The sequence below is a fragment of the Amycolatopsis bartoniae genome (assembly GCF_014191255.1).
Taxonomy (GTDB): domain Bacteria; phylum Actinomycetota; class Actinomycetes; order Mycobacteriales; family Pseudonocardiaceae; genus Amycolatopsis_E; species Amycolatopsis_E bartoniae.
Genome location: NZ_JACHWH010000003.1, coordinates 803,020 through 823,424 on the forward strand (window position 1 = coordinate 803,020; position 20,405 = coordinate 823,424).

General features: G+C 72.0%; 17 protein-coding genes. 9 read left to right on the forward strand and 8 right to left on the reverse strand.

Features of this window, described 5'->3' with window-relative positions:
• Nucleotides 1–65: 65 nt before the first annotated feature.
• From FHX82_RS20525 to FHX82_RS20540, 4 genes are read left to right on the forward strand one after another with little or no spacing between them, the layout of a single operon-like run.
• Nucleotides 66–1,124, forward strand: a complete 1,059-nt coding sequence (locus tag FHX82_RS20525) for an NAD-dependent epimerase/dehydratase family protein (protein WP_145936898.1) — start codon at nt 66–68, stop codon at nt 1,122–1,124.
• A gap of 10 nt (nt 1,125–1,134) precedes the next feature.
• Nucleotides 1,135–1,755: a DUF47 domain-containing protein gene (locus tag FHX82_RS20530; protein ID WP_145936899.1), complete on the forward strand. Its 621-nt coding sequence runs from the start codon at nt 1,135–1,137 to the stop codon at nt 1,753–1,755.
• Entirely contained in the window at nt 1,755–2,756 is a 1,002-nt protein-coding gene (locus FHX82_RS20535) for an inorganic phosphate transporter (RefSeq protein ID WP_222425978.1), read from the forward strand. The genes FHX82_RS20530 and FHX82_RS20535 overlap by 1 nt, the downstream gene beginning before the upstream one ends.
• 12 nt (nt 2,757–2,768) lie before the next feature.
• Nucleotides 2,769–4,082 carry a M20/M25/M40 family metallo-hydrolase gene (locus FHX82_RS20540; protein ID WP_145936900.1) on the forward strand — a complete coding sequence of 438 codons (1,314 nt, stop codon included), beginning with the start codon at nt 2,769–2,771 and terminating at the stop codon, nt 4,080–4,082.
• A gap of 27 nt (nt 4,083–4,109) precedes the next feature.
• Here FHX82_RS20540 and FHX82_RS20545 read toward each other — a convergent pair whose 3' ends face one another.
• Nucleotides 4,110–5,081, reverse strand: coding sequence for an aldo/keto reductase (locus FHX82_RS20545; protein WP_145936901.1), 972 nt, complete (start codon nt 5,079–5,081; stop codon nt 4,110–4,112).
• A gap of 137 nt (nt 5,082–5,218) precedes the next feature.
• On the opposite strand from FHX82_RS20545, the gene FHX82_RS20550 reads away from it, so the two are divergent.
• Nucleotides 5,219–6,130 carry a helix-turn-helix transcriptional regulator gene (locus tag FHX82_RS20550; protein WP_145936902.1) on the forward strand — a complete coding sequence of 304 codons (912 nt, stop codon included), beginning with the start codon at nt 5,219–5,221 and terminating at the stop codon, nt 6,128–6,130.
• Here FHX82_RS20550 and FHX82_RS20555 read toward each other — a convergent pair.
• The gene (locus tag FHX82_RS20555) at nt 6,127–7,002 is read right to left on the reverse strand and encodes a helix-turn-helix domain-containing protein (protein ID WP_145936903.1); all 876 of its coding nucleotides are present in this window, start codon (nt 7,000–7,002) and stop codon (nt 6,127–6,129) included. The genes FHX82_RS20550 and FHX82_RS20555 overlap by 4 nt on opposite strands.
• A 118-nt stretch (nt 7,003–7,120) precedes the next feature.
• On the opposite strand from FHX82_RS20555, the gene FHX82_RS20560 reads away from it, so the two are divergent.
• Nucleotides 7,121–7,987 carry an aldo/keto reductase family oxidoreductase gene (locus FHX82_RS20560; RefSeq protein WP_145936904.1) on the forward strand — a complete coding sequence of 289 codons (867 nt, stop codon included), beginning with the start codon at nt 7,121–7,123 and terminating at the stop codon, nt 7,985–7,987.
• Nucleotides 7,988–8,005: 18 nt separating this feature from the next.
• Here FHX82_RS20560 and FHX82_RS20565 read toward each other — a convergent pair whose 3' ends face one another.
• From FHX82_RS20565 to FHX82_RS20575, 3 genes are all read right to left on the reverse strand, one after another.
• A complete protein-coding gene (locus FHX82_RS20565; protein WP_145936905.1) occupies nt 8,006–8,224 on the reverse strand; it encodes a DUF5703 family protein in 219 nt (72 codons plus the stop codon).
• Nucleotides 8,221–9,228 carry a YncE family protein gene (locus FHX82_RS20570; RefSeq protein WP_183176716.1) on the reverse strand — a complete coding sequence of 336 codons (1,008 nt, stop codon included), beginning with the start codon at nt 9,226–9,228 and terminating at the stop codon, nt 8,221–8,223. Before FHX82_RS20570 ends, FHX82_RS20565 begins: the two co-directional genes overlap by 4 nt.
• Before the next feature lie 78 nt (nt 9,229–9,306).
• On the reverse strand, nt 9,307–10,269 hold the full coding sequence (locus FHX82_RS20575) for an aldo/keto reductase (protein ID WP_145936906.1): 963 nt from the start codon (nt 10,267–10,269) through the stop codon (nt 9,307–9,309).
• 116 nt (nt 10,270–10,385) lie between these two features.
• Here FHX82_RS20575 and FHX82_RS20580 point away from each other — a divergent pair, with 116 nt between their 5' ends.
• From FHX82_RS20580 to FHX82_RS20590, 3 genes are read left to right on the forward strand one after another with little or no spacing between them, the layout of a single operon-like run.
• Nucleotides 10,386–11,222 (forward strand): undecaprenyl-diphosphate phosphatase, encoded by an 837-nt coding sequence (locus FHX82_RS20580; protein WP_145936907.1) that lies wholly within the window; start codon nt 10,386–10,388, stop codon nt 11,220–11,222.
• Nucleotides 11,223–11,241: 19 nt separating this feature from the next.
• Entirely contained in the window at nt 11,242–11,952 is a 711-nt protein-coding gene (locus FHX82_RS20585) for a histidine phosphatase family protein (protein ID WP_145936908.1), read from the forward strand.
• Nucleotides 11,949–14,009, forward strand: a complete 2,061-nt coding sequence (locus FHX82_RS20590; RefSeq protein ID WP_145936909.1) for a M3 family metallopeptidase — start codon at nt 11,949–11,951, stop codon at nt 14,007–14,009. Before FHX82_RS20585 ends, FHX82_RS20590 begins: the two co-directional genes overlap by 4 nt.
• Before the next feature lie 275 nt (nt 14,010–14,284).
• Here FHX82_RS20590 and FHX82_RS20595 read toward each other — a convergent pair whose 3' ends face one another.
• The 3 genes from FHX82_RS20595 to FHX82_RS20605 are packed head-to-tail and all read right to left on the reverse strand — an operon-like array spanning nt 14,285 to nt 20,390.
• Nucleotides 14,285–15,277: a malate dehydrogenase gene (locus FHX82_RS20595; RefSeq protein WP_145936910.1), complete on the reverse strand. Its 993-nt coding sequence runs from the start codon at nt 15,275–15,277 to the stop codon at nt 14,285–14,287.
• Nucleotides 15,274–17,433 carry an FUSC family protein gene (locus FHX82_RS20600; RefSeq protein WP_145936911.1) on the reverse strand — a complete coding sequence of 720 codons (2,160 nt, stop codon included), beginning with the start codon at nt 17,431–17,433 and terminating at the stop codon, nt 15,274–15,276. The genes FHX82_RS20595 and FHX82_RS20600 overlap by 4 nt, the downstream gene beginning before the upstream one ends.
• On the reverse strand, nt 17,433–20,390 hold the full coding sequence (locus FHX82_RS20605) for a GH92 family glycosyl hydrolase (protein ID WP_145936912.1): 2,958 nt from the start codon (nt 20,388–20,390) through the stop codon (nt 17,433–17,435). The genes FHX82_RS20600 and FHX82_RS20605 overlap by 1 nt, the downstream gene beginning before the upstream one ends.
• Between the last annotated feature and the right edge of the window lie 15 nt (nt 20,391–20,405).

The window sequence follows — 20,405 nt, forward strand, 5'->3', positions numbered from 1 at the left end:
AGATGCCCCGGCCCCCGGGTGTCCAAACGCCGGTTCAACCCCCGGTGCCCGGGTACCCGGCGCGCATGGGCAACGGGCTACGAGTCGTCGTGACCGGAGCGAGCGGGAACGTCGGCACCAGTGTCGTCGAAGCGCTGAGCGCGGACCCGGCGGTGGAGCGCATCCTCGGCATCGTGCGCCGCCAGCCGGAGTGGACGGTGCCGAAGACCGAGTGGGCGCTCGCCGACGTGGCCAAGGACGACCTCGGCTACCTCGTGCGCGGCGCCGACGCGGTGATCCACCTCGCGTGGCTGTTCCAGCCGACGCACGAGCCGGTGACCACGTGGGAGGCCAATGTGCTCGGCAGCATCAAGCTGTTCGACGCCGTGGGCCGGGAGAAGGTGCCCGCGCTCGTGTACGCGTCGTCGGTGGGGGCGTACTCGCCGGGCCCGCAGGACACCAGGGTCGACGAGAGCTGGCCCACCCACGGCTGGCCGGAAGCGGCGTACCCGCGGGAAAAGGCTTACCTGGAGCGCTATCTCGACGGGTTCGAGCCGCGCCACCCGGACACGCGCGTGGTCCGGCTGCGGCCGGGGTTCATCTTCAAGCGCGAGTCGGCCAGCCAGCAGCGGCGGCTGTTCGCCGGTCCGCTGGTGCCCAACTTCCTCGGCCGGACGTCGCTGCTGCCGGTCGTGCCCGACGTGCCGGGGCTGCGGATGCAGGCGCTGCACTCGGCCGACGTGGCGGAGGCGTACCGGCTCGCCGCCACCCGCGACGTGCGCGGCGCGTTCAACGTCGCCGCCGAACCGGTGCTCGACGCCGACGTGCTCGCCGAGCTGCTGGGCGCGCGGAAGGTGAAGCTGCCGGGCTGGGCGCTGCGCGGCCCGCTCGCCGCGGCCTGGCGCCTGCACGCCGTTCCGGCCAGCCCGGGCCTGTTCGAAACCGTGCTGCGGCTGCCGGTCATGGACATCAGCCGGGCACGGACGGAGCTGGGCTGGACCCCGCGTTACAGTGCGACGGACGCCATCGGGGAGTTCCTGGGCGGGCTGCGCGACGGAGCGGGGCTGGGCACGGCCCCGCTGGCACCGGACGGTCCGGCCGGGCGGCTCCGCGAACTGAGGACGGGCGTCGGCAAGCGACCGTGAGAGGACCTTCGTGCGTCTGACCCCGCGCGACACCCGCTTCTTCGACCTGCTCACCACCGCGGCGGGCAACCTGGTCACCGGAGCGGGCCTGCTGACCGAACTGATCTCCGTACCGCCCGCCGAGCGGGAGCGCATCGCCCAGCTGATGCACGACACCGAGCACCTGGGCGACGACGCGACGCAGGAGATCATGCTGCAGCTCAACACCTCGTTCATCACGCCGTTCGACCGGCAGGACATCCAGCTGCTGGCGTCCCGGCTCGACGACGTGCTCGACGACATGGACGAGGCCGCCGACCTGTCCGTGCTGTACAAGATCGACCGGTTCCCGCCCGGGGTGGAGAAGATGGCCGAGCTGCTGACCCGGGCCGCGGAGCTCACCGCCGAGGCGATGCCGGGCCTGCGCAAGGTCACCGAGCTCGCGCCGTTCTGGCAGGAGATCAACGCGATCGAGGACGAGGCCGACGGGGTGTACCGGCGGCTGCTCGCGCACCTGTTCAACGGCGACGGCGGCGGGGACCCGCTCACCATCATGAAGACCAAGGAGGTCGTCGACCGGCTCGAGTCGGCCGCGGACTCCTTCGAGCACGTCGCCGACGTGGTACAGACCATCGCGGTCAAGGAGTCGTAGTGGACGGGGCCACCGTCGGCCTGGTCGTCGTGATCCTGCTGACCGTCTTCTTCGACTACACCAACGGTTTCCACGACGCCTCGAACGCGATCGCGAGCGCGGTGTCCACCCGCGCGCTGTCCCTGCGTTCCGCGTTGATCCTCGCGGGGGTGATGAACCTCCTCGGGGCACTGCTCAGCACCGGCATCGCGGTGACCGTCGCGAAAGGACTGATCGAACCGCCGCCGGGCCCGGCCGCGCTGAGCGTGGTGTTCGCCGCGCTCGTCGGCGCGGTCGCCTGGAACCTGATCACCTGGTACTTCGGCCTGCCGTCCTCGTCCTCGCACGCGCTCGTCGGCGGGCTCGTGGGCGCGGCGCTGGCGTCGGCGGGCACCGTGCACTGGGGCGGGGTGCTGGAGAAGGTGCTGATCCCGATGGTGCTCTCGCCCGCCGTCGGTCTCGTCCTCGGCTACCTGGCGATGGTCGCGGTGCTGTGGGCGCTGCGGCGGCGCAACCCGCACAAGGTGGGGCACGCGTTCCGGCGGATGCAGATCCTCTCGGCGGCGAGCCTCGCGCTGGGCCACGGGCTGCAGGACGCGCAGAAGGGCATGGGCATCATCGTGCTGGCGCTGGTGGCGAGCGGGCACCAGAGCCTCTACACAGTGCCGCTCTGGGTGACGTTGCTGTGCGCGGTGTCGCTGGGCCTGGGCACGTACTCCGGCGGCCTGCGGATCATGCGGACGCTGGGGCGGCGGGTGTTCCCGCTCGACCCGCCGCACGGGTTCGTCGCCGAAGCGGTCGGGTCCTCGGTGCTCTACCTCACGGCGTTCGCCTTCCACGCGCCGGTGTCGACCACGCACGTGATCACCTCGGCGGTGATGGGCGTCGGCGCCACCCGGCGGCTGTCGGCGGTGCGCTGGGGCGTGGCCAGGGACATCGTGCTGGGCTGGGTGCTGACGTTCCCGGCGGCCGCGGCGGTGGCGGCGCTCGCCTACGGCCTCACGCGGCTCGTGGCCGGATGATAGGAATGCGGGGTGAGCCAGATCGAGACCGCGGCCGACGAGGCCGTCACGCTGACCAGCGAGCTGATCCGCATCGACACCACCAACACCGGTGATCCGGCCACGCTGGTGGGGGAGCGGGTGGCCGCCGAGTACGTGGCGGAGAAGCTCACCGAGGCCGGGTACGAGATCTCCTACGTCGAGTCGGGCGGCAAGAACCGGCACAACGTGATCGCCCGGCTGCCCGGCGCCGACTCCTCGCGCGGCGCGCTGCTGGTGCACGGGCACCTCGACGTCGTGCCCGCGGACCCGGCGGAGTGGTCGGTGCACCCGTTCTCCGGCGCGGTCCAGGACGGCTACGTGTGGGGCCGTGGCGCGGTCGACATGAAGGACATGGTCGGCATGACGCTGGCGCTGGCCCGGCACTACAAGCGCGAGGGCGTCGTGCCGCCGCGGGACATGGTGTTCGCGTTCCTGGCCGACGAGGAGGCCGGCGGCAAGTTCGGCGCGCAGTGGCTGGTGGAGCACCGGCCGGAGCTGTTCGAGGGCGTCACCGAGGCGGTCAGCGAGGTCGGCGGGTTCTCGGTCACGTTCAAAGACGACGTGCGGGCGTACCTCATCGAGACCGCGGAGAAGGGCATCCGGTGGATGAAGCTCCGCGCGCGGGGCACCGCCGGGCACGGCTCGATGATCCACCGGGACAATGCCGTGACGAAGCTGTCGGAGGCCGTCGCGCGGCTGGGCAGCCACCGCTTTCCGTTGGTGCTGACCGATTCCGTGCGCGAGTTCCTGGCCGGGGTCACCGAGCTGACCGGGTGGGACTTCCCGGAGGACGACATCGAGGGCGCGGTCGCGAAGCTGGGCAACATCTCGCGCATGATCGGCGCGACCCTGCGCGACACCGCGAACCCGACGATGCTGACGGCGGGCTACAAGTCGAACGTCATCCCGTCGGTCGCCGAGGCGGCGGTCGACTGCCGCATCCTGCCGGGCCGGCTGGAGGCGTTCAACCGCGAGCTGACGGAGATCCTGGGCCCGGACATCGAGCAGGAGTGGCTGGAGCTGCCGCCGGTGGAGACCACGTTCGACGGTGCGCTGGTCGACGCCATGACGGCGGCCGTGGTGGCGGAGGACCCGGGCGCGCGCATGCTGCCGTACATGCTGTCGGCGGGCACGGACGCCAAGTCGTTCCAGTCGCTGGGCATCCGCAACTTCGGCTTCGCGCCCCTGAAGCTGCCCGCGGACCTGGACTTCTCCGCCCTCTTCCACGGCGTCGACGAACGCGTCCCGGTGGACGCACTGAAGTTCGGGGTCCGGGTGCTGGACAGGTTCTTCCGGGCGGCCTAGGGGCCCTCCGCGCTGGTTCGTCGGGGGTCATGCCGCCGACGGTGGCTCCATGTCGTGCTCCCAGCTGCCGCGCGTGTCGACGTCCGCGGCATCCGCCAGTGCCTCCAGTTCCGCGATCTCCTCGTCGGCGAGCTCGATGCCGTGAGCTCGGACCAGCCCGTCGAGGTGAGCCGTCTTCGTGACCCCGATGATCGGGGTGGTCCCCTTGGCGATGGCCCACGCGGTGGCGATGTCGGCGGCGGACGCGCCCCGGTCCTCGCCGATCGCCCTCATCCGGTCGGTCAGCGCCTGCAGCTGGGGCAGGATGCCGTTGTACACGGCCGCCCGGCTGCTGCCCTCCGGCAACGGATCGGCCGGGCTGTACCTGCCGGTCAGCGCCCCCTGCTCGAGGACCATGTAGGAGAAGAACCGCACGTCGTGCTCGCGGCAGTGATCAAGAATGCCCGCCCGCTCGGAGCTCCGGTACAGGAGGCTGTAGTGGTTCTGGACCGCCTCCACGCGGAAGCCGGCCTCGCCGAGGATCTGATCGGCAAGCACGATCTCCTTCAGGTTGTGGTTCGAGACGCCGACGTGCTTGATCCTGCCGCTCCGCAGCAGCGGAACCAGAAGCGGCGTCCACCGGGCCACGTCGGCAGGGTTGTGGATCCAGTACAGATCCACGTAGTCCGTGCCCATCCGGTCGAGGCTCTGCGCCAGCATGTCCGCGACCGGATCGTCGCCGTCGCCCGCGATCTGCGGGGTGAACTTCGTCGACAGCTGGTACTCGCTACGGGCGTAGCCTTTCAGCGCCTGCGCGAGGACCGTCTCCGAACGGCCCATGCCGTACACCACCGCGGTGTCCCACAGCGTGAACCCGTTCGACTGCGCCTTCTCGACGACCTCTCGCAGGCCGGACGCGGTCAGCCGGCTGCCGAAGTAGCCGTCGCCCGCCTCGCCGCTGTCTCCCCAGGCCCACGTGCCCAGCGCCACCGCCGGCGCTGCCATCGTCTTGCTCGTCATGTCTCATCACCACTGGGATCGTGTCGGAACGTTCGATCCCCAGGAGACCGCGGTCGCCGACACCGGAGAAGGTCGCGTTTATCGGGGGTACGGCCTCTACCCCCCTCGCGCCGTGACCAGCGGCTACCGTGAACGACATGGACCAGGAGCCCGGAAACCGCGGCGAAATCCGGCACTTCCTCGCCAGCCGGCGCGCCAGGATCACCCCGGCGCAGGCCGGACTGCCGACCACCACCCGCCGCCGGGTCGCCGGACTGCGGCGCGAGGAGGTCGCCGTCCTCGCCGGCGTGAGCACGGAGTGGTACACGCGGCTGGAGAAGGGGCACATCGCCGGCGTGTCCGAAGACGTCCTCGACGCGGTCGCCCGCGCCCTGCGACTGGACGACGACGAACGCACTTACCTGTTCGACCTGGCCCGGTCATCGCGGTCCGGGGGCCGCACGCCGTCGCGTCGCAAGGACGTCGAGGTCCCGCCCCGGATCCAGTGGCTGCTCGACTCCATGACGATGTCCTCGGCGTTCGTCCGCAACGGCCGCACGGACGTCGTCGCCGCCAACCCCCTGGCTCGAGCCCTGTACGCGCCGATGTTCGACAGCGCCACCGTCGACCAGCGCGGCCGCCCCAACCTCGCCCGCTACATCTTCCTCGACCCCGGCGCGCGCGACTTCTTCGTCGACTGGGACGCCGCCGGCAACGCCACCGCCGCCCTGTTGCGCGCCGAAGCCGGGCGCGAGCCCCGCGACCGGGCACTGCGCGAACTCGTCGGCGAGCTGTGCACCCTCAGCCCCGAGTTCCGGAGCCTCTGGGCCGCGCACGACGTCCTGATCCGCCACGACGGCATCAAACGGCTCCAGCACCCCGAGGCCGGCCACCTGGAACTGACCTTCCAGTCCCTCGACCTACCCCTGCCCGGCCGAGCCGTGCACGACCTGGTCGTCTACACCGCGGAACCCGGCACCGCGTCCGAAGACCGGCTCAAACTCCTCGCCAGCTGGGCAGCTACGCCATCTCGGGCGGCAGAGCCCGGGCCGCGGCGCCCAACGGCCTAACCCCGCCGCTCGGCGTCTGCCCGCGGCGCGGCCTCAGCCACCGAGGCCAGCGAGGCCGCCGGGGCGGCCAGTGCCGAGAGCAGCGCCAGTTTCTCCGCGTCCTCCGTGCCCGGCTTCGCGTGGTAGATCACCAGCATCTGGCCGTCCGCCCCGCCGACCGCCAGCTTCTCGCGGTGCAGCGTCAGCTCGCCCACCTGCGGGTGGTGCAGCCGCGTCGGCATACCGCGGCGGGTCTTCACGTCGTGGCGCGCCCACAGCCGGCGGAAGCGGTCGCTGGCCAGGGACAGTTCGCCGACGAGCTGGACGAACCTCGGGTCGTCCGTGTCACTGCCCACCGACTCGCGGAAACCCGCCACCAGCCGCACCGTCGCGTGCTCCCAGTCCGGGTACAGCGCCTGCTCGCCGGGGTCGAGGAACACGTCCTTCAGCCGGTTGCGCCCCACCGCCAGGTTCGGCGACAGCGCGCGGGCCAGTGCGTTCGCCGCGAGCACGTCGAAGTACCGCCCCTCGACGAAGGCGGGCAGGCCGAGGACGTCCAGCAGCTGCCGGGTCCCCGGCGGCACCGTCTCCCGCCGCGCGCGGCGCCGGTGCGGGCGCGGCGCGGCGAGGCTCAGCAGGTAGTCCGTCCCCGCCTGGTCGAGCTGCAGGACCCGGGCGAGCGCTTCCAGCACCTGCACCGACGGGTTGCGGTCGCGGCCCTGCTCCAGCCGCAGGTAGTAGTCCGAGCTGATGCCCGCCAGCAGCGCGACCTCCTCCCGCCGCAGGCCGGGCACCCGGCGCGTCCCGGCGGCGGGCAGGCCCACGTCCTCGGGCCGCACCAGCTCGCGGCGCGCCCGCAGGTAGTCGCCCAGCAGATTGCTCACCCTCGCCACGGTAACCGCGCCATCGGGGCCGTGCCTGTCCCCGTCACTCCCAGGATCAAGGGGACGCTGCCGCGCCCGCCCACCGTGGCGCAGGATTGAGACAGAGCACGAAGGAGAGGATTTCACGATGACATCGAGCACCCGGCCCGGCGGCACCTTCACCCTCGGCGACTTCGAGGTCGCGCGGATGGGTTACGGCGCGATGCAGCTGGCCGGCCCGCACGTGTTCGGGCCGCCCGCCGACCGCGCCGCGGCCGTCGAGGTGCTGCGCGAGGCCGTCCGCCTGGGCGTGAACCACATCGACACGTCCGACTTCTACGGCCCGTACGTGACCAACGAGATCATCAAGGAGGCGCTGCACCCGTACCCGGAGGACCTGCACCTGGTCACGAAGGTCGGGTCGCTGCGCGACGAGGAGGGCAACTGGCCGAAGGCGCTGGCGCCCGACCAGCTGCGCCAGGCGGTGCGCGACAACCTCGACCACCTCGGCCTGGAGGCGCTGGACGTGGTGAACCTGCGGGTCGGCGGTTTCGACGCCCCCGAGCCCGGGTCCATCGCGGAGCCGTTCGGCGTGCTCGCCGAGCTGCGTGAGCAGGGGCTGATCCGGCACCTCGGGCTGAGCACGGTCAACGCCGAGCAGGTCGCCGAGGCCCAGCGGATCGCGCCGGTGGTGTGTGTGCAGAACTTCTACAACGTGGCGCACCGCACCGACGACGAGCTGATCGACTCGCTCGCCGCGCAGGGCATCGCCTACGTGCCGTACTTCCCGCTGGGCGGCTTCTCGCCCCTTCAGTCGGACAAGCTGAACGCGGTCGCGAAGCGGCTGGAGACCACGCCGCTGGCCGTCGCGCTGGCGTGGCTGCTGCACCGCTCGCCGAACATCCTGCTCATCCCGGGCACGTCGTCGGTCGCGCACCTGCGCGACAACATGGCCGCGGCCCAGCTGGAGCTGCCCGCGGAGGAGCTGGCCGAGCTGGACGGCATCGCGTCCTGACGCCGGCGCGCCCCGCGGTCAGGAGGCGAGGTAGCCGACGTCCGCGGGGCGCCGCTTGCGGCGCAGCCACACCCGGCGCGTGCCGTCGGCGTAGAGCCGGACGGTGGACAGCTCCCAGCCGGCGAACTCGGCGTGGATGGACAGCTGCGTGGCGGCCGCGCGCCGGGACACGCCCGGCGGGAGCTGCAGCCGCCGGTACTCCCAGTCTCCGTCGACCACCGCCTCGGACGAGGTCATGGCTGGATCACCTGGATCCCTTCTCCCGTCGCCGACCCGACGTAGACCCTGCCGGTCCCTTCGTCGACGGCGACCGAGTTCGGCTGGCGCACGGTGGGGAAGCGGAACTTCTCGACGGGCTCGCCGCCCCGAACGTCGAAACCCACCACCTGGTTGCTCCCGGTCAGCGTCACCCACGCCAGCGAGCGCCGGGCGTCGTAGGCGATCGCGTAGATGCCGCCGGGGACCGGGTACATCTGGCGCAGCAGCAGCGGGTCCATCGAGAACGCGAGCAGCGCCCCGGCCCGCGTGTCGGTGACCAGGACGCGCCCGTAGGAGTCGGCGACGGCGTTGGTGGCGCCGTCGCCCGCGCGCAGTCCCTCGCCGATGGTGCCGCCCTGCACGTCGACCTTGAACACGGCGGTGCGCAGCCGGTCGAGGACCACGGTCTGGTCGCCGGAGTGCACCACCTCGTCGGCGCTGTAGAGCCCGCCGGTGATCGACCGGACGAGCGCGCCGCCGGAGTAGACGTCGACCGACTTGCGGTCGCGCACCGCAACCAGCGTGTCGGTGCCCGCCGCCACGGCGTCCGCGGGCTGCCCGGGCACGCCCAGCTCGGTCGCCTGCCCGCCGGACAGCGGCACGGCCGCGACCTGGCCGCGGCTGGGAATGCTGGCGAGCACCTGCCCGGACCCGAAGCTGAGCTCCTCGACGGGACCGGTCACGCTCACCCGGACCGGTGCCGCGGCGGGGTCGGCGAGGCGGTACAGCAGCACCGACGGCGGCTGGTCGACGGCGACGGCCAGCACCCCGGACGCGGGGTCGGCGGCCAGCGCGGTGACCCCGGCGGACGCCAGCACCGTGCCGGCGGGGGCGACCGCGGGAGCGGGGGAGACGGCGGCGGTGGCGGCGACCGGGTTGGCCACGATCTGCAGCGCGTCGTCACCCTGCCCGGACTTCGAGGCGCAGCCCGTCGCGAGCAGTGCGCACGCGACCGGCATCGCCACCATGGCGGACCTCCGCACCCGACCTCCGGATCCTCCAGCCTTGCGCCCCAGCATCCCCCAGATTGCCCGCCACGTCACGTGTGTGTCACCTGCTTGTCACTTGGGCCACCGCTCCGGGTAACCGAACTCGATCGCGCTGACGTCGTCGAGCGCGGCTTTGATGGCGTGCGGCAGCACGATGTCCTCGGCGGCCAGTGAACCGGTGAGCTGGCCCGTGTCCCGGGCCCCGACCACCGGCGCCACCACGCCGGGCCGGTCCCGCACCCACGCGAGCGCCACCGCCAGCGGGGAGGTGCCCAGCCCGTCGGCCGCGGTGGACACCGCCTCGACGATGCGGGCCGCCCGGTCGGTCCGGTGCTGCTCGACGTAGCCCGCGTAGGCCGGGGACGCGCCGCGGGAGTCGGCCGGGGTGCCGGTGCGGTACTTGCCCGTCAGGACGCCGCGGCCGAGCGGCGCCCACGGCAGCAGGCCGACGCCGTGGTGGCGTGCGGCGGGCACGACCTCGCGCTCCACCCCGCGCTCGACCAGCGAGTACTCGGCCTGCATCGACACCAGCGGGACCCCGCTGGTCGCCGCCGCCGTCGCCAGCTGCCAGCCGGAGTAGTTGCAGACCCCGGCGTAGCGCACCTTGCCCGACGTCACGGCGTAGTCGAGGGCGGACAGTGTCTCGGCCAGCGGCACGGCGTCGTCCCACGCGTGCAGCTGCCACAGGTCGAGGTGGTCCACGCCGAGGCGACGCAGGGAGCCGTCGAGGGCCGACAGGAGCGCGCCGCGGGAGGCGCCGCCGCCGAACGGGCCGTCCGTGCGCCGGGCGACGGCCTTGGTGGCGACCACGACGTCGTCGCGGGGCACCACGTCGGCCAGCAGGCCGCCCAGGATCCGCTCGCACTCGCCGTCGGCGTAGATGTCCGCGGTGTCGACGAGGGTGCCCCCGGCGTCCACGAACGCGACCAGCTGGCTCGCCGCCTCGTCGGCGTCGGTCTCGCCGCCCCAGCTCATCGTGCCGAGAGCCAGGCGCGAGACGCGCAGGCCGGACCGGCCCAGCTGTCGCTTCTCCATAAGAACAGAGAGTAGTGGGGGCTTGCCGCGCGAAGCCCGACGGTCCGGTGATCGAGACGGCCGATACCCTTCCGGATCGTGCAAATCAGACTTAACGCGGCGGGGGTCCGGTGACCATGGGCTGGATCGAAGCGATCGTCCTCGGGCTCGTGCAGGGCCTCACCGAGTTCCTTCCCATCTCCTCGAGCGCGCACCTGCGCATCACCGCGGCGCTGGCGGGCTGGGCGGACCCCGGCGCCGCGTTCACCGCGGTCATCCAGATCGGCACCGAGGTCGCGGTGATCCTCTACTTCGGCCGCAAGATCGGCCGGATCCTGCGAGCCTGGTTCTACTCCATTTTCCGCAGGGAGTGGCGGGCCGACCCGGACGCGCGGATGGGCTGGCTGGTGATCATCGGGTCGATCCCGATCGTGGTGCTGGGCCTGCTGTTCCAGGACAGCATCCACTCCACGTTCCGCGACCTGCGGATCACCGCGACCGTGCTCATCGTGTTCGGCGTCGTCCTGGCCGTCGCGGACCGGGTGGGCCGCCAGTACCGCACGCTCGACCACCTCACCGTGCCGCACGGGCTCGGGTTCGGGATCGCGCAGGCGCTGGCGCTGGTGCCGGGGGTGTCGCGCTCGGGCGGTACGGTCACCGGCGGCCTGCTGCTGGGCTACACCCGCGCCGAGGCCACGGAGTACTCGTTCCTGCTGGCGGTGCCCGCCGTGCTGGGCTCGGGCTTCTACGAGGTCAGCAAGATCGGCGAGGGCAGCGGCCCGGAGTGGGGCCCGACGATACTGGCGACGCTGGTCTCGTTCGGCGTCGGCTACCTGGTGATCTCGTGGCTCATGCGGTTCATCAAGACCCGCAGCTACCTCCCGTTCGTGATCTACCGGGTGGCGCTGGGCATCGTGTTGTTCGTGCTCATCGCTGTGGGCACGCTGGACCCGAACGAAGGGCCCCAGTTCTAGCGCAACGTAGGGTGGGGCCGTGGCTACCGTGATCCTTCTCCGGCACGGCCGCTCGACCGCGAACGGGTCGGGCGTGCTGGCCGGCCGCACCCCCAAGGTGGGGCTCGACGACACCGGCCGCGGCCAGGCCGACGCGCTGTCCGCCCGGCTGGCCGGGGTGCCGCTGGCCGAGGCCGTGGTGTCGCCGATGCTGCGCTGCAAGCAGACCGTCGCCCCGCTGCTGGCCGACCGCGGGCTCGCCCGCACCGTCGAGCCCCGGCTGTCCGAAGTGGACTACGGCGACTGGACGGGCCGTGAGCTGAAGACACTCGTGAAGGAACCGCTGTGGCGAGTGGTGCAGGCGCACCCGTCCGCGGCGGTCTTCCCCGGCGGCGAGGGGCTCGCGGCGATGCAGGCGCGCGCGGTCGCGGCGGTCCGTGAGCACGACGCCCGGATCACCGCCGCACACGGCGACCACGCGGTCTGGCTGCTGTGCAGCCACGGCGACGTGCTCAAGGCGATCCTCGCGGACGCGCTGGGCCAGCACCTCGACGCGTTCCAGCGGATCGTCGTCGACCCGGCGTCGCTGTCGGTCGTGCGCTACACCGAGACCCGGCCTTTTGTGCTGAGGGTGAACGACCACGGCTCGGACTTCGCCGGGATAGTGCCCCCGCCTCCGAAGCGCGGTAAGAAGAAGGCATCCTCCGATGCCGAGGTCGGGGGTTCCACGGGACGAAAGGACGCTCAGTGAGCACGCAGCTCTCCCCGGACAACCCGTTCGCGCGGCCGAGCGACCTGCCCTACGGACTGCCGCCGTTCGACCGGATCGGCGAGGAGCACTTCGCCCCGGCGTTCGAGGCGGGGCTGGCCGAGCACGCGGCCGAGATCGAGGCCATCGCGGCGAACCCCGAGCCCGCGACGTTCGACAACACGATCGTCGCGCTGGAGACCTCCGGGCGGCTGCTGTCGCGGGTGTCGTCGGTGTTCTTCAACCTGACCTCCTCCGACACGAACCCGGTGCTGCAGGACCTGCAGGCCGAGATCGCGCCGAAGCTCGCCGCGCACCACGACGCCATCCACCTCGACCCGCGGCTGTACGGGCGGGTGCGGGAGCTGTACGAGCGGCGGGAGTCGCTCGGGCTGGACGCGGAGTCGGCGTGGCTGCTGCAGCGGGTGCACACCGACTTCCAGCGCGCCGGGGCCGGGCTGCCCGAGGCGGACCAGGCGCGGTTGCGCGCGCTGAACGGGGAACTGTCGACGCTGAGCACCCGGTTCCAGGAGAACCTGTTGCGGGACACCAACGATCTCGCGGTCGTGGTGGACGACGAGAGCGAGCTCGCGGGCCTGTCGGCGGACGCGGTCGCCGCCGCCCGCGAGGCCGCGAACTCCCGTGGCCTCGAAGGGAAGTACCTGCTGAGCCTGAACCTGCCGACGTCGCAGCCGTTGCTGGCGTCGCTGGCGAACCGGGCGTTGCGGGAGCGGCTGTTCCGCGCCTCGGTGTCGCGGGGAAACCGGGGCAACGACAACGACAACGGCGAGGTGCTGACCCGCATCGCGGCGCTGCGGGCCGAGCGCGCGGCGGTGCTGGGCTACCCGCATCACGCGGCGTACGTCATTTCGGACCAGACGGCGGCCACCTCGGAAGCGGCGGTGGGCCTGCTGGAGCGGCTCGCGCCCGCGGCGGTGGCCAACGCGAAGCGCGACGCCGAGGAGCTGCAGCGGTACCTGGAGCAGGACGTGCCGGGCGCGACGCTGGAGCCGTGGGACTGGGCGTTCTACGGGGAGCGGGTGCGCAAGGCCCGTTACGACGTGGACGACGCCACGCTCCGGCCGTACTTCGAGCTGGACCGCGTGGTGCGCGACGGCGTGTTCTTCGCGGCGCACAAGCTGTACGGGCTAACCTTCACCGAGCGCCACGACCTGCCGAAGTACTCCCCGGAGGTGCGGGTCTTCGAGGTGTTCGACGCGGACGGCTCGCCGCTGGGCCTGTTCCTCGGCGACTACTACACGCGGGACTCCAAGCGGGGCGGCGCGTGGATGAACACGTTCGTCGACCAGTCGGACCTGCTGGGCGAGCGCCCGGTGGTGGTGAACAACCTGAACATCTCGCGCCCGCCGGAGGGCGAGCCGACGCTGCTCACGTTCGACGAGGTGGTGACGGCGTTCCACGAGTTCGGGCACGCGCTGCACGCGTTGTTCTCGGCGGTGCGGTACCCGTCGTTCTCCGGCACGAACGTGCCGCGGGACTTCGTGGAGTACCCGTCGCAGGTCAACGAGATGTGGATGCTGTGGCCGGAGGTGCTGGCGAACTACGCGAAGCACCACGAGACGGGGGAGCCGCTGCCCGAGCGCCTGGTGGCGAAGCTGCAGGAGTCGGCGCAGTACGGCCAGGGCTACTCGACGACGGAGTACCTGGCCGCGGCGCTGCTCGACCAGGCGTGGCACGGCATCTCGAAGGACGACGACGTGCGCGACGTGGCGGCCTTCGAGGCGGCGGCGCTGGAGAAGGCCGGGGTGGCGCTGCGGGTGGTCCCGCCCCGGTACAAGAGCACCTACTTCGCACACGTCTTCAGCGGCGGCTATTCGGCGGGCTACTACTCCTACATCTGGAGCGAGGTCCTCGATGCCGACACCGTGGAGTGGTTCACCGAGAACGGCGGCCTGACCAGGGCGAACGGCGACCGCTTCCGCAAGGAGCTGCTGAGCAAGGGCGGCAGCGAAGACGCCATGCGAGCCTTCCGCACCTTCCGCGGCAGGGACCCGGAAATCACCCCGCTCCTGAAGCGCCGGGGCCTGGACAACGCCTGAGACCAGCACCCCGAACGCCCGAACGCCGAGGCCGCCCGAAGGGCGGCCAACGGCCCGGCCCTTACACCCCTCCCAGCCCCTTCGTCCCCGCCTGCCTTTGCGCGCGGACGGCCGGGTCAAGAGTGAGGCGAAGCCTCATCGCGCAGCGACGCCGAAGGCGCTCTTGACGCGGCCCCTTCCGCGCGTAAGACACTGAAAAGCGAAGGGCCGCCCACAGCGCTCGAACGCAATGACGCCCCGGCCCAAAGGGCCGGGGCGTCGAGCCGAACCGAGCCTCAGCCCACCAGGCCGAGCTTGCGCACGGCTTCGCGCTCCTCGGCCAGCTCGGCCACCGAAGCGTCGATCTTGCCGCGGGAGAACTCGTCGATCTCCAGGCCCTGCACGATCTCCCACTTGCCGTCGCGGGTGGTGACCGGGAACGAGGAGATCAGCCCCTCCGGCACGCCGTACGAGCCGTCCGACGGCACCGCCATCGAGGTCCAGTCACCCTCGGCCGTGCCGTTGACCCAGGTGTAGACGTGGTCGATCGCGGCGGAGGCGGCGGAGGCGGCCGAAGACGCGCCCCGGGCCTCGATGATCGCCGCGCCGCGCTTGGCGACGGTCGGGATGAACTCGTCCTCCAGCCACTTCTGGTCGTTCACGGCCTCGGCGGCGTTCTTGCCCGCCACCTCGGCGTGGAACAGGTCCGGGTACTGGGTGGCGGAGTGGTTGCCCCAGATGGTGAGCTTCTTGATGTCGGCCACGGACACGCCGAGCTTCTTCGCCAGCTGCGCGGCCGCGCGGTTGTGGTCCAGCCGCGTCATGGCCGTGAACCGCTCGGCGGGCACGTCGGGCGCGTTGGACTGGGCGATGAGCGCGTTGGTGTTGGCCGGGTTGCCGACCACCAGCACCTTGATGTCCTCGGCCGCGCCGGCGTTGATCGCCTGGCCCTGCGGCTTGAAGATCCCGCCGTTGGCCTCCAGCAGGTCGCCGCGCTCCATGCCCTTCGTGCGGGGGCGGGCGCCGACGAGCAGGGCGACGTTGGTGCCCTCGAACGCCTGCTTCGGGTCGTCGAAGATGTCGGTGCCCGCGAGCAGCGGGAACGCCCCGTCTTCGAGCTCCATGGCGGTGCCCTCGGCCGCCTTGACCGCCTGCGGGATCTCCAGCAGCCGCAGCTTCACCGGGGTGTCCGGGCCGAGCAGCTGACCGGACGCGATGCGGAACAGCAGCGCGTAGCCGATCTGGCCGGCGGCGCCGGTGACGGTGACGTTGACGGGGGCATGGGTCATTGCGTACTCCTGCGGACGTTCTCTTCGCTTGTAGTGCGAACTCTATCCGTCCCGGCCTGCGCCGACCCGGTGCGCCGCCCCACATCCGGCTTGACCGATTCCGCCACGGGCACCTGGAAAACGCGTCCGAGCGCGACAACGCCCTCGTCAAGGCGGCTGAGGCTGTTCAGCACGGACCGCACGTGCCGGTCGTCGGAGTCCCGGGTGATCGCCGTCTCAGGGTCGCGGTCGAGCTTGCGCTGGGTGCCGCCGCCGACAGCCTCCTTGAGGACCTCGACGTTGTGCGTGATCCGGTCGATCTGCTCGGTGAGCCGGTCGTCGCCCGCCAGCAGGCCCGGCTCGGCGCGGGCGGCGATGTGGCGGGCGCGGAAGGAGATCCGGTCGAGGGTGGTGAGGATGCGGGAGCCGTAGTCGCGGCGGCTGCTCAGGCTCATCGGGTGGGTGAGCGGCTCGACGGTGGTGCGCACCTTGTCGCTGGAGCGGTCCAGCTCGCGGGTCAGCTCGATCACGTTGACGTTCTCCCGCCCCGACAGCAGCGCCTCCACCTCGTCGAGGAACTCGTGCAGGTCGTCGAGCACGGCCTCCAGGTCCGAGCGCAGCACGGTCCGGGTGCGCACCGGCAGCACGATGATCGCGGCGAGGATGCCCGCGGCCGCGCCCACCGCGGTCTCGGCGACCCGCAGCCACAGCACGTCGATCGTGAAGGTGCCGAGCATGCTGTAGAGCAGCCCGAGCATGCAGGTGACGAAGAACGCCATCACCACCTGCGACACGCGCGCCATGTAGACCAGGCAGAACACGCACACCAGGATCAGCACGACGGTGAGCGCGAGGTTGCCGGTGACCAGCAGCGCGAGCAGCATCCCGCCGAAGATCCCGGCGAGGGTGCCCAGCACGCGGCGGAAGCCCTTGACGAACGTGGCGCCCGCGGTGGAGGTGTTGAGGAACACGACGAACACCGTCAGCACGGCCCAGTACCACCGCTGGTGGGACACCAGTTCGCCGCCGAGCACGGCGAGCGCGCCGCCGATCATGGCCTGCAGCGCGGCGCGGGCCTGGTTGTCGAACGCGAAGAACCGCTTCGGCGCGGGCTGCTCGGCCTCGGGCACCTCGGCCTCGGCGGAGTAGTCGTGCTCGGCGATGCGCTGGGCGTTGACGTCGGCCAGCGCCAGCTCGGCGATGGCGCGGCGCAGGTCGTCGCCGGGCGCGGGCTTGCCGCTGATCCGGCTGCCGGTGACGAGCATGCGGCTGAACTCGTCGGTGTCGCTGATCACCGGCAGCTCGCGCGGGTCGTGCTCGATGAGCGACTCGAACCGCAGCAGGCTGCCGACCAGCTCGTCGCGCACCTCGCCGGGCAGCTTCTCGGTGTTGGCGCGGCGCGCGGTGATCGACAGCCACTGCGCGGCGATCTCGACCTCGATCACGCGGCGGCGCAGCCGCTCGGAGTCCGGCGGGTCCAGCACCTCGTTGATCGCGTCCTCGATCATCAGGACCGCCTCGTGCAGCCGCTCGTCCGCGCGGCGCAGCTGGTTGCGGCGGCGCTCACTGCCGCCGCTGGCGAGGTACGCCGCCGCGGCGGCCGCGTGCCGCCCGAGCCGGGCGCGGAACGCGGCGCGGATCCGCACCAGCTCGCGCCCGGCGTCGCGGCGCAGCACCACGAACCGCATCAGCGCGTTGCCCGCCGCGCCGATCGCGAGCGACAGGATGTACTGCGGCAGCTGGGCGAGGTGGATCTGCAGGAACATCGAGAAGAAGAACATGAAGAACGCGAGGCCGCCCAGGGCCGGGCCGCGGGGCGCGAACCGCTGGGCGTAGACCGCGCAGAAGATCACCACGATGAACAGCACGCTGTCCAGTGGCGGGCGGGTGACGCCGAGCGCGGCGACGGTCAGCGACACCGTGCCCGAACAGACCGCCAGTACCAACGTGATCGCCTGCGCGCGCGGCTCCTTGTCGTTGACGGTGAACGCGCACTGCATGGCGGCGATCGCGGCCACCATGATCGTCGGGATGGGGCGCCCGAGCGGGCCGAGGACCGCGATCGCGAACACGATCCCGCCCACCGCGAGCCCCGCGCGCCGCGTGCGCAGCAGGCCGGGGTCGGCGGCCACGAGCCGGTCGCGCAGTCGTTCGGCGATGATCGTGAGGGTGTCCATCAGCGCTCCCCGGCCAGGAGTTCCCACTGGGCGAGCGAAAGCCGCCGCCCCGAGGACCCGGTGACGCGCAGCCGGTAGCGCGGGAACGCGGCGGGCTCGGCGAGCGCGAACGGCCGGGTCTGCCGCGGCCACCGGAACGCCTCGCCGGAGCGTTCGTCGAGCACCTGCCACGCGTGCCCGTCGGCGGAGCCTTCGAGGACCCACGCGGTGGGGGAGCCGTGCGTACCGGAGGTGAGCGTGTAGAGCTCCACCGCGCGCGGCGAACCGTCCACAGTGAACTCGACGCTCGCCGTGCGGCCGAGCACGACCTGCGTGCGGCTGGTGTCGTCGGACAACGCGGGGTGCGAGGAGTGCCCGGTGAGGTCGGTCAGCGGCCGGGGCGGCGCGTCGCCCTCGGTGAGCGACGGGGGAGGGGCGCCCCACGACGACGGTTCACCGGACAGCTCGAACTCCAGCGTCGCGCCCGCGACGAGGGTGTCGTGGGACAGCCACGCCCGCTCGTGCGGTTCGCCGTCGACGCGCAGGCCGCGTACGTACGGCCCGCTCCCGGTCGCCGTGATGGTCACGTGCCTCCCGTTCTCCAGTGCGATCGTCGCGCGCCGGAACAGCGGCGCGCCCAGAACGTACCCGGGGCTGCCGACGGCCAGCGGGTACAGCCCCAGCGCGGCGAAGACGTACCACGCCGACATCTCGCCGTTGTCCTCGTCGCCGGGGTAACCCTGCCCGATCTCGCTGCCCGAGTAGCAGCGCGTGAGTACCTCGCGGACCACGGCCTGGCCCTTCGCCGCCGCGTCCGCGTACGCGTACATCCACGGGATGTGGTGCGAGGGCTGGTTCGAATGCCCGTACTGGCCCAACCGCACGTCGCGTGCCTCGGTCATCTCGTGGATGATCCCGCCGTACGAGCCCGGGTTGCGCCCCGTCTCCGGTGTCGCGAAAAGACTGTCCAGTTTGGACTCCAGTGCCGCCCGTCCGCCGTACAGGTTCGCCAGGCCCTGCCCGTCGTGCGGCACCGAGAACGCCGTGTTCCAGCCGTCGGTCTCGGTGTAGTCGAAGCCCCAGCGTGCCGGGTCGTACGCCTCGGGGGACCAGCGCCAGCGGCCGTCGCGGTGGCGGCCCTGGAAGAAGCCGATGCGGTGGTCGAAGTGGTGGACGTAGTGCAGGGCGCGCTGCCGGAAGTACCTCGCCTCATCGGTGCGGCCCAGCGCCGCGGCCAGGTTCGCGATGCCGAAGTCGTTGACGCACGCCTCCAGCGCCCACGAGAGGCCCTCGTGCGTGCTCAGCGGCGTGAAGCCGAGGAAGATCGACTCGTGCAGGCCCTTGCGGCCGACGCTCTTCCTCGGCGGCGCGACGGTGGCGTTCTTGAGCGCCGCGTCGTAGGCGGCCTGGACGTCGAAGTTCCGCACGCCCTTGAGGTACGCGTCGGCGAAGGCGACGTCGGAGCTGGTGCCGGTCATCAGGTCCGCGTAGCCGGGGGAGGACCAGCGGGAGATCCAGCCGCCCTCGCGGTACTGCTGGACGAAGCCCTCGATCAGCTCGCCGCACTTTCGCGGCGTGAGCAGCGCGTACGCGGGCCAGCAGGTGCGGTAGGTGTCCCAGAAGCCGTTGTTGACCGACATCGGGCCGTCGGCCACCTTCGCGCCGGTGCGCCGCCGCGTGCTCGGCCACCAGTGGCGGATCACGGGGCTCGCGTGCCGGCGCCCGCGCGGCGTTTCCTCGTGCCCGGAGTTCGGGTACAGGAACAGCCGGTACAGGCCGGAGTAGAAGGTGGTGAGCTGGTCCTCGGTCGCGCCGTCGAGTTCGATGCGGCCCAGCAGGTCCTGCCACGCCTGCCGCGCGTTGTCCCGCACCTGCTCGAACGTCGTGCCCGCGGGAATCTCGGCGTCGAGGTTGCGGCGAGCCTGCTTCAGGCTGATGAGCGAGGTCGCGAGGCGCAGCTGGACGCCGGAGGTGTCGAACGCCAGGCCCTTGCGGACCCGGCGGCCGGGCCGGTCGAAGGTGCCGTACACGAACATCCGCCGGGCGCCGGCCGACAGGCGGCTGCGCACCCAGGTGTACCCGGTGACGACCCCGCGCTTCGGATCGAGCCGGACGCCACCCCGCTTACAGGCGAAGGCGACCTTCGCTTCGCCGGGGAACGCGAACCGGACCACGGCGGCGTGGTCGGCCGGCGCGAGGTCGACGGTGAGGCCGCTGTCGAACCGCACGCCGTAGTGGTACGGCCGGTCGGTCTCGTGCTCGTGCCCGAACGCCAGGTCACCGGCGGGCACGAGGTGGAAGGTGTGCCGGTCGCCCATCCAGGGGCTGGGCTGGTGGCTGAGCGCGAACCCTTCGAGGCGCGGGCGGTTGGTCTCGTCGTTGCGGCGGTGGTACTCGTACAGCCAGGTCGTGGACGAGGCGTCGGTGACCGGGGTCCAGAAGTTGAAGCCGTGCGGCACGGCGGTCGCGGGGAACGTGTTGCCGCGGGAGAAGTCCTTGCCGGAGTGCGTGCCGCGCGTGGTGCGGACCCGGTCGACGGCGTCACGCCGCCGCGGCGGCCGGTCGGCGATCCGCACGTCGTCGAGCCAGCCCGCGTCCTCGCCGCCGGACAGCGTGATCGCGCGGACCGTCCGCCCGGGTGGCAACGGGCGGCGGACGAGGTTCCACTGCCGCGGGTAGAGCGCCTTCGGGTCGAGGTCGTCCGGCAACGTGGAGCCGTCGTCCAGCTCCACGTCCAGTGCGACGGCCGTGCCGCGCTCGGGAAAGACCACATAGGACAGCTCGGTGTGCTCGCCCGCCGGAACGTCCACGTCGAACAGCCGCACCCGCCCCGGCCGGTCGTACCGCAGCGTCCGCAGCCCGGTGAACCCCACGCCGGGCTTCGCCGTGGGGGACTCGCCGGGACCGGCGCCGATCTCGCCCGCCAGCGGGACGGGATCCCCCTCTTCAAAGGACGAACTGAACCGGACGGCGATCACGTGCCTACGTTAACC

Excerpts from the sequence above, each read along its gene's own strand:
- FHX82_RS20525 (WP_145936898.1), top strand. The coding sequence starts at position 66 with ATGGGCAACGGGCTACGAGTCGTCGTGACCGGAGCGAGCGGGAACGTC.
- FHX82_RS20545 (WP_145936901.1), bottom strand. The coding sequence starts at position 5,081 with ATGACGAGCAAGACGATGGCAGCGCCGGCGGTGGCGCTGGGCACGTGG.
- FHX82_RS20550 (WP_145936902.1), top strand. The coding sequence starts at position 5,219 with ATGGACCAGGAGCCCGGAAACCGCGGCGAAATCCGGCACTTCCTCGCC.
- FHX82_RS20560 (WP_145936904.1), top strand. The coding sequence starts at position 7,121 with ATGACATCGAGCACCCGGCCCGGCGGCACCTTCACCCTCGGCGACTTC.
- FHX82_RS20565 (WP_145936905.1), bottom strand. The coding sequence starts at position 8,224 with ATGACCTCGTCCGAGGCGGTGGTCGACGGAGACTGGGAGTACCGGCGG.
- FHX82_RS20575 (WP_145936906.1), bottom strand. The coding sequence starts at position 10,269 with ATGGAGAAGCGACAGCTGGGCCGGTCCGGCCTGCGCGTCTCGCGCCTG.
- FHX82_RS20580 (WP_145936907.1), top strand. The coding sequence starts at position 10,386 with ATGGGCTGGATCGAAGCGATCGTCCTCGGGCTCGTGCAGGGCCTCACC.
- FHX82_RS20595 (WP_145936910.1), bottom strand. The coding sequence starts at position 15,277 with ATGACCCATGCCCCCGTCAACGTCACCGTCACCGGCGCCGCCGGCCAG.
- FHX82_RS20600 (WP_145936911.1), bottom strand. The coding sequence starts at position 17,433 with ATGGACACCCTCACGATCATCGCCGAACGACTGCGCGACCGGCTCGTG.